The sequence below is a fragment of the Micromonospora solifontis genome (genome assembly GCF_003725545.1).
Classification (GTDB): domain Bacteria; phylum Actinomycetota; class Actinomycetes; order Mycobacteriales; family Micromonosporaceae; genus Micromonospora; species Micromonospora solifontis.
Window position 1 is genome coordinate 18698 of record NZ_RJLN01000060.1, and the last position, 13889, is coordinate 32586.

General features: G+C 76.1%; 15 protein-coding genes and 1 pseudogene. 15 read left to right on the forward strand and 1 reads right to left on the reverse strand.

All coding sequences use genetic code 11. The features are described from left to right. The first annotated feature begins 6 nt into the window (after positions 1–6). Complete coding sequence (locus tag EFE23_RS19530) at positions 7–996, forward strand: LacI family DNA-binding transcriptional regulator (protein ID WP_123242383.1); 990 nt, start codon at positions 7–9, stop codon at positions 994–996. A 104-nt stretch (positions 997–1100) separates the two neighbouring features. Continuing rightward, positions 1101–1793, forward strand: coding sequence for an alpha/beta hydrolase (locus EFE23_RS19535; protein ID WP_123242384.1), 693 nt, complete (start codon positions 1101–1103; stop codon positions 1791–1793). 5 nt (positions 1794–1798) lie between these two features. Here the strand turns inward: EFE23_RS19535 and EFE23_RS19540 are convergent, their stop codons facing one another. Further along, complete coding sequence (locus EFE23_RS19540; protein WP_123242385.1) at positions 1799–2977, reverse strand: FUSC family protein; 1179 nt, start codon at positions 2975–2977, stop codon at positions 1799–1801. A gap of 198 nt (positions 2978–3175) precedes the next feature. Between EFE23_RS19540 and EFE23_RS19545 the strand changes: the two genes are divergently transcribed. The 13 genes and pseudogenes from EFE23_RS19545 to EFE23_RS19605 form a co-directional block, all read left to right on the forward strand. Then, a complete protein-coding gene (locus tag EFE23_RS19545; RefSeq protein ID WP_123242386.1) occupies positions 3176–3694 on the forward strand; it encodes a nitroreductase/quinone reductase family protein in 519 nt (172 codons plus the stop codon). Positions 3695–4462: 768 nt separating this feature from the next. Next, entirely contained in the window at positions 4463–5221 is a 759-nt protein-coding gene (locus tag EFE23_RS19550) for an LppM family (lipo)protein (RefSeq protein ID WP_123242400.1), read from the forward strand. Positions 5222–5317: 96 nt separating this feature from the next. Next, the gene (locus EFE23_RS19555; protein WP_123242387.1) at positions 5318–5662 is read left to right on the forward strand and encodes a hypothetical protein; all 345 of its coding nucleotides are present in this window, start codon (positions 5318–5320) and stop codon (positions 5660–5662) included. A 14-nt stretch (positions 5663–5676) separates the two neighbouring features. Then, on the forward strand, positions 5677–6285 hold the full coding sequence (locus EFE23_RS19560) for a glycine zipper family protein (RefSeq protein WP_123242388.1): 609 nt from the start codon (positions 5677–5679) through the stop codon (positions 6283–6285). Further along, a complete protein-coding gene (locus EFE23_RS19565) occupies positions 6282–6962 on the forward strand; it encodes a carboxypeptidase regulatory-like domain-containing protein (protein ID WP_123242389.1) in 681 nt (226 codons plus the stop codon). Before EFE23_RS19560 ends, EFE23_RS19565 begins: the two co-directional genes overlap by 4 nt. Before the next feature lie 23 nt (positions 6963–6985). Further along, positions 6986–8209 carry a phage tail sheath family protein gene (locus EFE23_RS19570; protein WP_123242390.1) on the forward strand — a complete coding sequence of 408 codons (1224 nt, stop codon included), beginning with the start codon at positions 6986–6988 and terminating at the stop codon, positions 8207–8209. A gap of 1 nt (position 8210) precedes the next feature. Next, the gene (locus EFE23_RS19575) at positions 8211–8693 is read left to right on the forward strand and encodes a phage tail protein (protein WP_123242391.1); all 483 of its coding nucleotides are present in this window, start codon (positions 8211–8213) and stop codon (positions 8691–8693) included. A gap of 952 nt (positions 8694–9645) precedes the next feature. Continuing rightward, the gene (locus EFE23_RS28035; RefSeq protein ID WP_148058485.1) at positions 9646–10038 is read left to right on the forward strand and encodes a hypothetical protein; all 393 of its coding nucleotides are present in this window, start codon (positions 9646–9648) and stop codon (positions 10036–10038) included. Beyond that, positions 10038–10784, forward strand: coding sequence for a CIS tube protein (locus EFE23_RS19585; protein WP_123242393.1), 747 nt, complete (start codon positions 10038–10040; stop codon positions 10782–10784). Before EFE23_RS28035 ends, EFE23_RS19585 begins: the two co-directional genes overlap by 1 nt. Beyond that, positions 10781–12352: a phage baseplate assembly protein V gene (locus tag EFE23_RS19590; protein WP_123242394.1), complete on the forward strand. Its 1572-nt coding sequence runs from the start codon at positions 10781–10783 to the stop codon at positions 12350–12352. Before EFE23_RS19585 ends, EFE23_RS19590 begins: the two co-directional genes overlap by 4 nt. Next, positions 12352–12690 carry a hypothetical protein gene (locus EFE23_RS19595; protein ID WP_123242395.1) on the forward strand — a complete coding sequence of 113 codons (339 nt, stop codon included), beginning with the start codon at positions 12352–12354 and terminating at the stop codon, positions 12688–12690. The genes EFE23_RS19590 and EFE23_RS19595 overlap by 1 nt, the downstream gene beginning before the upstream one ends. Then, positions 12687–13130, forward strand: a complete 444-nt coding sequence (locus tag EFE23_RS19600; protein ID WP_123242396.1) for a GPW/gp25 family protein — start codon at positions 12687–12689, stop codon at positions 13128–13130. The genes EFE23_RS19595 and EFE23_RS19600 overlap by 4 nt, the downstream gene beginning before the upstream one ends. Continuing rightward, a pseudogene (locus EFE23_RS19605) lies at positions 13127–13889 on the forward strand (putative baseplate assembly protein); the annotation flags it as partial. The gene EFE23_RS19600 and the pseudogene EFE23_RS19605, both read left to right, overlap by 4 nt.

Here is a 13889-nt window from a genome sequence, read left to right on the forward strand (position 1 = left end):
GCGGACATGGGCACGCCGACGACACGATCCGCCACCCTCGACGACGTCGCCCGGGCCGCCGGGGTGTCCCGCGCCACCGCGTCCCGGGTGCTCGGCGGCTACGGCTTCGCCTCCCCGGACGCCCGGGACCGGGTCGCGGCCGCCGCCGACCGGCTCGGCTACGTGCCGAACACCGCCGCCCGGGCCCTCGTACGCGGCGGCGGCGTCCGCCTCGTGGTGGCCGTCGTGGGCCGCGACGACAGCCTCTTCGACGACCCGTACGTGGACCGGGTGGTCAGCGCGGCGGCCCGGGTCTGCGCCCCGCACGGGTTCGGCGTGACCCTCGAATGGCTGTCCCGGCGGGCCCTGTCCGAGCTGCGGCGGCTCGGCGACGACCGGAGCGTGGCCGGGATGCTGCTGGTCAACACCACGCAGGAGGCGCTCGACGCGGTGCCCGCCTCGATGCGGGGCCGGGTCGCCTCGATCGGCATCGGCTCGCCCGCCGTCCCCTCCTTCGACGTGGACAACGCCGGCGGCGCCGAGGCGGTGCTGCGGCACCTGCACGCCGGCGGGCACCGGCGGATCGCCATGATCACCGGCCCGCGCTGGCTCACCTGCGCCGAGCGGTCGGTGACCGCGTACCGGTCGTTGATGCGGGCGGCCGGGCTGCCGGTGCGCGTGGTGCGGGGCGACTTCACCGCCGCCCGGGGCGGCCGGGCCGCCCTGGAGGTGCTCGACCGCTGGCCCGACACCGACGCCATCTACGCGGCCAGTGACGCCACCGCGCTGGGCGCGATCGCCGCGCTGCGCGGGCGCGGTGTCCAGGTGCCGCACGACGTGGCGGTCGCCGGTTTCGACGACATCCCGTACGCGGCGGTGAGCAGCCCGCCGCTGACCACCGCCACCCACCCGGTCGCCCGGATCGCCACCGCCGCGGCCACCGCCGTGCTGCACGAGCGCCGGGCGGAACCCGTCACCTTCTTCCCCTCGACGCTGGTCGCCCGGGAGAGCGCCTGACCGGTGCGGTTGGAGTGGCGGGAGCCGGGTAAGCGCCGGCGACCCGACAGCCGCACCCGGGTGGTTGCCGACTGCCCGACCGACGACGAGGGGGCGAGGACGGGATGACCGAGCCCGCGGCACCGCACCGGCGGCCCGAGGAGGGGCACCGGCACGGTCGGCTGAGCGCCCGCGCGACCGTGGTGGCGCAGGCCGCTCCCCCCGGAACGTCCCCGCTGGCCGACCCGTGGGGCGGTCGGCCGGGGCTGCGGCACGTCCCGCCGGGCGACGGGCCGTACCGGCTGGTGGTGCTGCTGCACGGCGCGGGCGGGTCGGCCGAGCAGGGCCTGGACCTGCTGCTGCCGCTCGCCGACGCGCACCGGCTGCTGCTGCTCGCCCCGCAGGCCACCGCGAGCACCTGGGACCTGATCGCCGAGGGCTACGGCCCGGACGTCGCCCGGATCGACGCGCTGCTGGCGGAGGCCCTCGGCACCTACCCGGTGCACGGGGTGACGTTCGGCGGCTTCTCCGACGGCGCCTCGTACGCCCTCTCCCTGGGGCTGACCAACGGCGACCTGGTCGACGCGGTGGTGGCCTTCTCCCCCGGCTTCGCGGCGCCCCTGGTCACCCACGGCCGGCCGCGCGTGTTCGTCTCGCACGGCGCGGCCGACCGGGTGCTGCCGGTGGACGTGTGCAGTCGGCGGCTGGTCCCCCGCCTGCACACCCTCGGCTACCCGGTGGAGTACGCCGAGTTCCCCGACGGACACGAGGTGCCGGCGGAGATCCGGCGGCGCGCGGTGGACTGGCTGGTCGGCTGACCGGCTCAGGCGTCGGGACCGGTGACCGCCGCGTCGACCCGGCTGAGCACGGTCGCGTCGTCGTCCACGCCGACCCCGCGCAGCAGGTCGATGGCGGCGGCCCGGATCTGTCCGATGATCATCGCGAGGGGCAGGGTCTGGCCCGGGGTGAAGAGCCGGCCCGCGGCCCGGACCGCCTCCAGCGCGGCGACGTCCGCCCGCGCGGCGTGGGTGTCGGCGATCTCGTCCTGGCCGGCGAGGTCGGCGGCGAGCGCGTCCCCGGCCGACCGAACCGCCGCGCCGAGGGTACGCACGGCGCCGCCCAGGTCGGCCGGGACCGGCGCGGCGCCGCGGGTGAGGGTGACCGCGGCGCGGGCGAGGACGCGCACGTTGCGGACCGCGTAGTCGATCTGCCGGATCGAGCCCTCCACCGAGCGGAGCCGGCCCAGGTGCTCCCGGCGGCGCAGGTTGAGCCGGAGCGCCTCGCCCGCGGCCCGCACCGCGCCGCGCAGCCGCTCCACCCTGGCGTCGGCGTGCCGCGCCCGCTCCAGCGCGGCCAGCGCCGCCGCGTCGTCGGCGCGGTCGAGCGCGGCGGCGATCTCGTCGAGCACCCCGGCCAGTTCCTCGAAGGTGTGCCGGAACTCGGCGACCAGCGGGGCGAACGGCCGGCGGGCGTCGATGAGCTGGCTCGCGACCAGGGCGACACCGCCGCCGATCAGCGCGTCGACGAACCGGAACGGGACCAGGCCCTCCGTCGGCGGCGCGACGACCACCAGGTAGAGGGCGGAGACGGCGGCCTGCACCGCGGTCACCGAACTGGCGCCGATCGCCACCGCCAGGGCCACGGTGAGCAGGATGACGGTGAAGACCGTCCAGCTGGTCCGCGGGCCGAGCGCCTGCACCACCAGATCGGCGACGAGCACTCCGGCGGCCACCCCGAGCACCACCTCGACGGCCCGGCGCATCCGCTGGCCCCGGGCCTGGCCCAGCACGATCAGGGCGGCGGCCGGGGCGAAGAACGGCTGCGGGTGGCCGACCAGCCGGGTGGCGAGGATCCAGGCGACGGTGGCCGCGAGGGTGGCCTCCACGACGGGCAGCCACCCCCGCCGCAGCCGCCCGGCGGCGTCCCGGGCCGCGGCGGCGGCTCGCGGGCGGGCGTCGGACCCGCCCGGCCGGCCGGGCCGTGCCCTGCGCCACCACGCCATCGTCGCCTCCCGTCACCGCGCCCCACCACATCCTGCGCCGTGGCCGGCCGGGCCGGCAGCGGTCGGGGCCACTGTCCGCCGGTGGCGCGGCTCACCCTCGCCCCGACCGCCCGCGGCCGGGCGGCCCGCCTGGGCGGGACTTCCTGCCCTTCCGGCCGCCCCGGGTCCGGTCCCCAATGGAGGAGGAAGGAGGCTGCCATGACCACCGACCTCTGGTACCGGCACCTGCGGTGGATGTACCGCACCGGCCGGCCGAACGGCCTCGCCCGGTTCCTGAACCTCGTCTCCGCCCGGCAGTACGCGGCCGGCATCGCCCCCGGCAACTGGGTGACGCTCGAGGTGCCGGGGCGGCGGAGCGGGCGGACGGTCTCCGTACCGCTGGTCGTCGTCGACCACGACGGCGGGCGCTACCTGGTGGCGATGCTTGGCGAGCGGGCCAACTGGGTGGCCAACGTCCGCGCCGCCGGCGGCCGGGCGGTGCTGCGCCACGGCCGGCGGGAGCCGGTCCGGCTGGTCGAGGTGCCGGTGGCCGACCGGTCGCCGATCCTGCGCCGGCACCTCGCCCTCGCCCCCGGCGCGCGGGCCCATGTGCCGGTGGACCGGCACGCGCCCCTCGCGGAGTTCGCCCGGGTCGCCGCCGGCCTCCCGGTCTTCCGGGTCCTCCCGGACGGGCCCGCCGGCCCGACCGCTGGCCCGACCGACCGGCGGGCCGGGTGAGCCGGGTGCGCCCGGCGATCATCCGCCCGGTGAACGCGTAGTACCCGGCCAGGACCGCCTCGACCAGGTGGCGGCCCGCCACGGCGCTGGCGCGGTCCGGCTCGCCGAACGCGCGCTCCGCGTCGCGCGGTCCCGGCACCGCCGGCCCGGCGTGTGTCGTGGGGCCCTGGCCAGCCCCTGAGAGCGGTATGTCTCTCCGACATAGTTATGTCGGAGAGACATACCGCTGAAAAGTCTGCTGCCGTCCAGGCACGTGACCGGTCCGAAGCCCCAACCGGTCCGAAGCCCCAACCGGTCCGAAGCCCCGACCACGCCGGCGCCCCCGATCGAGGCCGGCGCTGCGTTGTAGGCCAGCGCTGCGGTGACGGCCCGCGCTGCGGTGAAGGCCAGCGCCGCCTCGGACGGCACCGTCCCGGCGACGGCCAGGCGGCGGCGTCGCCGTGCAACCGGACCGGCGGCCCGGACCAGGCGGTGCCGGGTGCAGCGCGGCGAGGCCGCACCGGCCGGTGGCGGCCGATTTCGGGCCCGGCCGGATCATGGCCGGGAACCGGAAATGGTCAACCCTTCAGAATATCGATCGCCCTTCTTTTCCGGCTCGGCCGAATGGGAGGGGTGGCCGGTAAGATCGGCGACAAGCCTGTGACCGATCGCTGACTGCGGTGTGTGAAAGCGATCACACACACTGTCCGCATGAATACGGGACTCCGCCGCAGCCGGGCATTTCGCGTCGCGGTGTGTCTCGTCCTCGTGGCGGCGCTGAGCGGCTGCATGCAACTCAATCTCGGGTTGACCGTGAACGCCGACGACACGGTCAGCGGGCAACTCCTGGTCACCGCGGACAAGAACCTGCTCAAGCAGCGGAACCCCGACGTCCAGGTCGCCTTCGCCGACATGCGCCGGCAACTGCCCACGCTGCCCGCCGGCGACGAGAGCCGGTACGAGGACGCCCAGTTCTACGGGGTGCAGGTGGCGTACCGGAAAAAGCCGCTGGCGCAATTCACCAGCGACAGCGTGAATCTGGTTCGCACCGGCGACCGCTACCGGTTCACATTTCCGCTGGACCCCGATAAATACGCGGGCAAGGTGGCCGAGAAAGATCCGGGAACCCGCCGCGCATTCGTGACCTTGATGTCGTTCGAGATATCGGTGACGTTCCCGGGCCGGGTGCTTTCCACCAACGGCACGGTCAACGGCCGGTCGGTCACCTGGAAGGTGGACAGCAACAAGCCCAAGCCCGCGGAACTGGTCGCCGAGGCGGAGGCCCCCGCGCAGGCGTCGGCCGGCGCTACCGCCGACCCGACCCCCTCCGGCGGCGGCTTCCCCTGGCTGCTGGTGGTCGGCGGCGTGGTCGTCCTGCTGCTGGTCGCCGTGGTCGTCGTCCTGCTGCTCCGCCGTCCCCGCGGCCCGGCCGGTCCCGCACCGGCCACCCCCGGATCGGCCGGCCCCGCACCGGCCACCGGCCCGGCCCCCACCGCGCCGGCCACCACCAGCCCCGCGCCGGCACCCCGGACCGACCGTCCGGCCTGACCGGCGCGGCACCGCAACCCGGGCGAGCGGGCCCACCGGCCCAGGCGCCGCACCTCACCCCGATCGCACCACCGCACCAACCGAAGGGAGATCGCCGTGAACGATCTCTTCACCTGGGCCGCGCTGGGCAGCCTGACCGGCGCCAGCGCCGCCACCCTCCTGGCCACCAACGTCATCGGCGGGCTGCTCGGCCCGAGCGGCGACAAGGCCCGCAAGTGGATCGCGCTGGGCATCGCCCTCGCGCTGTCGTACCTGACGGCGGCGTTCGCCGACGACGCCGGTCCGGAGAAGTGGATCATCGCGTTCTTCAACGGCCTGGTCATCTTCTCCGCCGCCCTCGGTATCAACCAGCTGCCGCCGGGCAACCGGCAGGCGACGCAGGCGTCGCCGACCCAGCTCGCGCAGGGACGCGAGCCCCGCTACCTCCGCTCGTGGGTCTGAGAGAGGTGACCCCCATGGTCTTCGGCATCATCAGCGCCGCCGTCCACATCGTCCTGGGCGCCCTGCTCGGCCAGCTGGCCGGCGGCGTCGTCGGCCTGCTCGTCGGCGCCGTCGTCGGGCTGCTGGTCGGCGCACCCTTCGGCTGGGCGGTCGCCTCGGCCGGCACGTACGGCGCCGACCCGAAGGGGATCTTCCTCTTCGTGGTCGACCACACCTGGAGCCTGCTCAACACCGTGGTCGGCGCGCTCTACCTGGCCCTGCACCTGGTCTTCGGGCACCAGCTCGACCGGGTGGTCTCCCAGGCCAGCGGCCGGGTCAACGTGGTCGAGGGGGTCTCGCCCCGCTACGCCACCACCATCGGCACGGTCTGCGCCGGCTCCAGCCCCGGCATCCAGCGGCACGAGGACGTGCACATCCTCCAAGCCCGCCTGCTCGGCCCGCTCTACCTGCCGCTGGTGGTGCTGAACTACGTGCTGTTCACCATCGCCCCGGTGTGGCTGCTCTGGCACGACCACAGCAACGCGCCGATCAACCGGTTCACCCGGTACTTCGAGATCGGCGTCTACCCGCACGTGTGGAACGAGGCCATCGCGTACCGGATCCAGGGGACCCCGCCGCGATGACCGGCGCGATCGAGGCCGCCGTCGCGGACCTCGCGACCTGGCTGACCGGGGCGGCGGGCCACGCCGTCCCGGTCGCCCCGCCCCGCGACGACCCGGAGGGCGGCCTCACCGTCTGGCCGCTGGAGCTACGACCGGCCCGGCAGACCGCCGGCAGCGGCGGGACCCGGGAGCCGTACCGGTTCGTGGTCCGGCTCCTGGTCGCCGGCGCCGGACCGGCCGCGCTCCCCGCGCTGGACCGGGTGCTCGCCGCCGCCACCACCGCCGGCGAGCCGGAGGTGGTGCTCGCCGCCGGTGACCCCGACCTGTGGCGGGCCTTCGGGGTCGCGCCCCGGCCGGCGCTGCTGGTCGACGTGCCGGCGCGGATCGCCCGGCCGCTGCCGGCCGCGCCCCCGGTGCGGCACCCGCTGCAACTGCGGCAGCTGGACCTGCGCACCCTCGACGGGCGGGTGGTCGGGCCGGAACAGCAGCCCCTGGCGGCCATGCGGGTCGAACTCGTGGGCACCCCGTACGCCACGGAGACCGACCACGGCGGGCGGTTCCGGCTGGTCGGTGTCCCGCACGACCCGCAGGCCCCGGACCGGCCGGTCCGGGTACGCCTGATCGGGCGGGGCCGCACCCTCACCGCCGACCTCGACCCCGCCGACCCCGACCTCGTCATCGTCTGCGCCCCCGACTGAGCCGTCTCCCCGAGGAGGGACCGATGCCCAACTACTTCTCCCCCGGCATCTACGTCGAGGAGGTCCCCAGCGGCGCCCGCCCGATCGGCCCGGTCGGCACCAGCACCGCCGCCTTCGTCGGCGTCGCGCCGGACCGCACCGCGCACGTCGACCAGGCCCTCGCGGTGAACAGCTGGTCGGAGTTCCTCCGGCTGTACGCCGACGGGGACCACCTGGAGAGCACGCCGCTGGCCCGGGCGGTCTTCGGCTTCCTCGACAACGGGGGCACCCGGTGCTGGGTGGTCAACGTCGGCGAGGGCGGCCGGCTCATGGGCACCGGCGGGCGGCGCGGCGGGCTGCAGGTGCTGGAGGCGATCGACGAGATCTCCATCCTGGCCGCCCCCGGCTACCACGACCCGGTGTCGCACGAGGCGCTGATCAGCATGGCCGAACGGCTGCGCACCATGGTCGCCATCTGCGACCCGCCGCCGGACGTGCCCGACATCTCCCGGCTGACCCGGGTGGCCCGGCCGGACGACGGCAAGCCCACCGGCAAGCCCGGCGACGGCCCGGCGAAGCCCGCCGACGACGACCGGACCGACGGCGACCGGCCCCGGGAGTCCAGTTTCGCCGCCTTCTACTACCCGTGGATCAAGGTACGCGACCCGCTCGGCGGCGACCTGGTGCTCACCCCGCCGAGCGGGCACGTGGCCGGCATCTGGGCCCGCACCGACGCGCTGCGCGGGGTGCACAAGGCCCCCGCCAACGAGCCGGTACGCGGCGCCGTCGACCTGGCGTACCTGGTCACCCGCCCCGAGCACGACGTGCTCAACCCCAAGGGGGTCAACGTCATCCGCTACTTCGCCGGCGAGGGGATCCGGCTCTGGGGCGCCCGCACCCTCGCCGCCGAGGCCAGCGAGTGGCGGTACCTCAACGTCCGGCGGCTCTCCATCGCCATCGAGCAGGCCATCGCCAACGGCACCCGGTGGATGGTCTTCGAACCGAACGACTACACGCTCTGGCGGTCGATCCGCCGGGACATCGGGGCGTTCCTGACCCGGGTGTGGCGGGACGGCGCGCTGCTCGGGCGGACGCCGGAGGAGGCGTTCTTCGTCAAGTGCGACGAGGAGACCAACCCGGCCGACGTCCGCGACGCCGGGATGGTGGTCGCGCACATCGGCATCGCGGTGGTCAAGCCCGCCGAGTTCGTGGTGTTCAAGCTGAGCCAGTGGGCCGGCGGCACCGAGACCGAGACGATCGGAGGCTGACATGCCGACCACGGCCACCCCGCAGCCGGGCGCGCCCGTCGACCCGTACCGGGCCTACCACTTCAAGCTGCTCATCAATGGGATCACCAACGGGCACTTCACGGAGGTCAGCGGCCTGGAGGTGCACATCCCGTCGGTGACGTACAAGGAGGCCGGCAACGAGCGGATCCGGGCGGTGCCCGGCCAGGCCGAGTACGCCCCGGTCACCCTCCACTTCGGCCTCACCCAGTCGCGGGAACTCTGGGACTGGGTGAACGCGGCGGCGAAGGGCACGGTCAGCCGGCGCAACGTGTCGGTGGTGCTGCTGGACCCGGCCGGCACCACCGAGGTGCTGCGCTGGAACATGATCAACGCGTGGCCGACCCGGTGGCGGGGCGCGCACCTCAACACCCTCGCGCAGGAGATCGCCATCGAGGCGCTGACCCTGGCGTACGAGGGGCTGGAACTGGAGTCGGGCAGTGCGGCCGCCCCGACCTCAGCGTGACCGGCTGGCCCGGGCGCTGCGGGCCGCCGCCGACCGCCTCGCCCCGCCGCCCGCTCCCGCCGGCCGGCCACCCGCGGCGGTCGATCCGGCCCCGCCGCTAACCCGCCGCCCCGGCGAGCCCCCGGAGCACTGGCTGCGCCTCGTCGCCGCCCACGCCCCCGGCCTTCTCCACCCGACGCCCTCCCCCGTTGATCAAGGAGTTCGCGTCGGATCCGTGCCGTTCGACGACGCAAACCCCTTGATCAACAGCGACGGCGGGCACGACAGCGACGGTGGGCTCGGCGGTGACGGTGGGTTGGCGGAGGGCGGTGGGCGATGGGCGCGCTGGGCGCGATCGCGGTGGCGTTCCGCCCGCCGGGACGACCGGGCGGGCCAGGTGGAGGCGGAACCGGGGTGGGCGGGGACGGACAGCGGCGGGCGGCCCGAAAGCGGCGCCGAGAACGTCGTTCGGCCGGGTGCCATGGGAGATGCGGCCTCCGGCGGGCCGGCTGCGTCCGGACGCGGCCGGGACACGGGCTCCGCCGGGCCGGGCACCCCCGGGCGGAGCCGGGACACGGGCACCGCCGGGCCGGGCACCCCCGGGCGGAGCCGGGACGCGGACACCGCCCGACCCGGTGCCGCCGGCCGGAGCCGCGCCGTTGAGGGGCGCCGCACCGACGGGGAGGGCCCGGACCCGGGCGGGCCCGGGAGCGGCGACCGGCCCGGCGGTGTCACCGGGCGGACCGGCGCCGGTCGTACCGGTGGACGGCGCACCCCGGGGCGGGCCGATGACCGTGCTCCGGCCGCCGGCGGCGCGGCGTCCCCCCGGACCACCCCCGGCGCCCCACCCACCCGACCCCGGCTCGCGTCCGGAGCCGCCGCGTCCGTTCCCGGCCCGGCCGACCGTGCCACCGACCGCGGCCGGCCGGAGTGGCCGGGACGTGAGGCGCCGCGGGCCGACGGAAGCCCCCGGGTGGACCACCCGGCGTGGCCGGACGGCACGACCCGGAGCGACCGGCAGCGGGACGGCCGCCGACCCGGCACCGCCGAGCAGCGGTGGGAGCGGACGCCGGCCGCCGGCCTTCGGGTGCGGTTGTTGTCGCCGGGGGCGCAACAAACGCACTCGAACCCGCTCCCGGCCAGCTCTGCCGACCACGGTCCGGAGTGGAGCGGCACGCTCGGCGCACCCTGGCCGGCGCTGCCCGGGGAGACCGACGCCCCCGGCCCCGCCGTCCCCGACGGGACGCACCGACCCCGGGATCCGTGGCCGGCGCTGCCCGACGACCGGGAGCTGTGGCGGCCCTGGGCGGACCCGACCGACACCATGCGGCTGCGCCGGCTCGACCGGGAACAGGCGGGTGAGTGATGGAGCGGGTCGCCTTCCTGGTGGACGAGACCGGCGTCCGGGTGGACTGCCTGCTCAACCCGGAGACCGTGCAGGTCACCCGGCTGGCCGGGGTACGCCCCCGGGGCGCCCCGGACGGCCAGCTCACCGGGACCGGCCTGGCCGACGATCCGCTGCTGTTCACCGGCGGCGGCCGTACCGAGCTGGTGCTGGACCTGCTCTTCGACGTCGACTTCGTGGAGACCCAGGTCCGCCCGGAGGACGTCCGCGCCCTCACCCGTCCGCTGTGGCTGCTGGCGGAGAACTCCACCGCCGAGCACGGCTGGCTGCGGCCGCCGCTGGTCCGGCTGGTCTGGGGCAAGACCTGGAACGTCCCCGGGGTCATCGTGGCGATCGCGGAACGGTTCGACGCGTTCACCCTCACCGGCACACCCCGGCGTTCCTGGCTGCGGCTGAAGCTGGTCCGGGTGGCCGAGAACGCCGAGGCCGCCCAGGCGGGCTTCGAGGAGGAGCTGGCCACCGCCGCCACCCCGGCCGTGCCACCCGGGTCGGCGGTGGTCGCCGCCGCGGACGGCGCGGCCGAACCGGGCTTCTCCGGGGTGCGGTTCGACCTGCTCGCCCACGACGCGCTCGGCTCGCCGCTGCGCTGGCGGCTGCTCGCCGAGCACAACCGGATCAGCGACCCGCTGACCGTGCCGGCGGGCACCGCCCTCGCCGTGCCGCCGCTCACCGCCCCGGTGCCGGGTGGGACGGGAGGTGCGCCGTGAACCGGGCCACCACCGTGATCCTCGACGGGACCCCGCTCGCCGACCCGCGCCGGCTGCGCGGCGTCCGGGTCGCCGCCCGCCTGGACCTGCCGACTCAGTGCGAGCTCACCCTCGCCGCCGCGCCCGGCGCCGCCGCCCTCGACCCGCCGGTACGCCCCGGCGCCACCGTCGACGTCCGCCTCGACGGCCAGCCGGAGGCCCTGTTCGCCGGCGAGGTGACCGGCGTCGAGGTGGAGTACGCCGCCGACGGCGCGGCCCTGCTGCGGGTCCGGGCGTACGACCCGTTGCACCGGCTGCGCAAGCGGCAGGAGCTGCGGGTGTTCGAGTCGGTGACCGCAGCCGACCTGGCCGGCGTGCTCTGCACCGACCTCGGCCTCACCGTCGACGCGGACACCGACGGGCCGCGGCTGGACCGGCTGCTCCAGCACCGGCACACCGACCTGGAGCTGCTGCGCGAGGTCACCGGACGGGCCGGGCTGCACCTGGCGGTGGACGGCGAGCGGCTGCGGCTGCTCACCCTCGACGGCTACGGCGACCCGGTCCCGCTCGCCCTCGGCGAGACCGTGCACGCCCTGCGTCTCGCGGAGAACCTGGACCGGGCCGGCGGGGAGGCCGTGGCGCTGGGCTGGCACCCGCAGCGCGCCGAGCCGCTGCGCCAGCAGGCCGACGAGGCCCGCTCCGGCCGGCGGGTGCCGCTGCGCCCGGACCCCGCCGGGGTCGGCGCGGCCGGGGCCCGCACCGCCGTGGACCAGCCGGGGCGCAGCGACGACGAACTCGCCGCCCTCGCCCAGGCCGGGCTGGACGCCCGGGTCGCCGCCCTGGTCACCGCCGAGGGGACGGCCGAGGGTGACCCGGCGCTGCGCCCCGGCCGGCGGATCGCCCTGGCCGGCGTCCCGGAACCGTACGCGGGCGTGTACGTGCTCACCGAGGTGGTGCACACCGTCGACGGCAACGGCCACCTGACCCGTTTCTCCACCGTCCCGCCGCCGCCACCGCCGGCCGCCGCGCCCGCCCCGGCCACCGTCACGCTCGGCACGGTCACCGACGTCGACGACCCCGACCGGCTGGGCCGGGCCCGGGTGACCCTGCCCGCGTACGGGGACCTGGACGCGGGCTGGCTCGCGGTGGTCTGCCCGGGCGCCGGCCGGGGCAAGGGCATCGTCGCGCTGCCCGACCCGGAGGACACCGTGCTGGTGGCGCTCCCCGGCGGCGAGCCGGCGTCCGGCATCGTGCTCGGCTCGCTCTTCGGCGCGGTCGAGCCGTACGACGCGGGGATCGTGTCCGGGCGGTCCCGGCGCTGGTCGATGCGGACCGGCACCGGCCAGTCGATCGTCATCGACGACGACGCGCGCACCCTGCGGCTGGCCACCGACGCGGGCAGCTTCGTCGAGCTGCGCCCCGAGCTGACCACCGTGCACGCCGCCGGCGACCTGGTGCTCTCCGCACCCGGCCGGGCCATGGTGGTCCGCGCCCGCACCGTCGACTTCCTGCAGGCGACGGCGACCGAGGACGCCGACACCGCCGCCGCCCAGGCCCGCTCCCTCGCCCGCGCCCACGGAGGTGGCTGATGCGCTGGATCCACCGGGACTCGCTGATCACCTGCGACCACGACGGCCGGGTCGCCAACCGCCCCTCCCAGCGGTGGGTGACCGTGTCCGGCGTACCGGTGCTGGTGGCGACCGACCCGGAAGGGCGGGACATCACCGCCTGCCCGAACTACGGCCCGACCATCAAACCCTGCGCCAAGACGCTGACGGTGACCGTCGGCTACAGCGCCTGGCTGCGGGTGGACGGGCACCGGGTGGTGCTGTCGAATCTGGACGGCCTCACCGACGGCACCCCGCCCGGGCTGGTCCACCACACCGTCCGCGACCCGCGGCAGACCTTCCTGGGGGCGGACGCATGAGGGCCTTCCGCTTCGTCGGCGCCGGCTTCGACGCGGGTCGCACCGGCGGCCTCGCGCTGACCGCCGCCGGCGGGCTCGCGATGACCGACGGCGACGAGACGGTACGCCAGGCGCTGTTCCTGCTGCTGTCGACCACCCCCGGGGAGCGGCTGATGCGCCCCGGCTACGGCTCCCGGCTGCACCGGCTGGTCTTCGCCCCGAACGACGACACCACCGCCGGTCTGGCCATCCACTACGTACGGCAGGCGATCCGGCGGTGGGAGCCCCGGGTCGAGGTGATCGGCGTGGACGCCGGCCCCGACCCGGACGACCCGTGGCGGCTGGTGATCCGGCTGGACTACCGGGTGCGGGCCAGCCTCTCCCCCGGCCAGCTGGTCTTCTCCGTCGACCTGCTGCCCGAGGACGCCCCGGACGACCCCACCGAGGAGGCCACGTCATGACCCTGCCGGTGCCGCATCTCGACGACCGTGCCTTCCTCGACCTGGTCACCGAGGCCCGGGAGCGGATCCGCCGGTCCTGCCCCGACTGGACGGACCTGTCCGCGCACGACCCGGGCATGGCGCTGCTGGAGGCGTTCGCGTACCTCACCGAGGTGATGATCTACCGGCTGAACCAGTTGCCGGAGAAGGCGTACGTGGCCTTCCTCAACCTGCTCGGGGTCACCCGGCACCCGCCCGCCGCGGCCTGGGCGGACGTCCGGTTCAGCCGGACCAGCCCGGACCGGGGCGAGGTCCGCATCCCCGCCGGCACCCGGGTCGCCGCCGCCCGGGGCGCCGACCCCCGACCGGTCGTGTTCGTCACCACCGAGCCGGCCCTGCTGCCCGCCGGTGAGACCGAGGTGACCGTACGCATGCACCACTGCGAGCCGGTCGAGGCGGAGCTGCTCGGCACCGGCACCGGCCAGGCCGGCCAGGTGTTCCGGGCGGCCCGGGCGCCGCTCGCGCGGACCGCCGAGGCGCTGGACCTGTTGCTCGGCGTGGAGGTGCCGGCCGGTTCGGTGGAGCTGGGCGCCGCCGCCCGCGAGCACGAGGGGCGCACGTACGAGATCTGGCGCCCGGTGGACAGCTTCGCCGGGGTCGGCCCGCAGGCCAAGGTGTACCTGGTCGACCGGGCCTCCGGGGTGGTCACCTTCGCGCCCGCGCTGGACCTGCACCCGCCGGCCGGATCCGGGCCGGACGTCGAGGGGGCGTCCGGGTCGG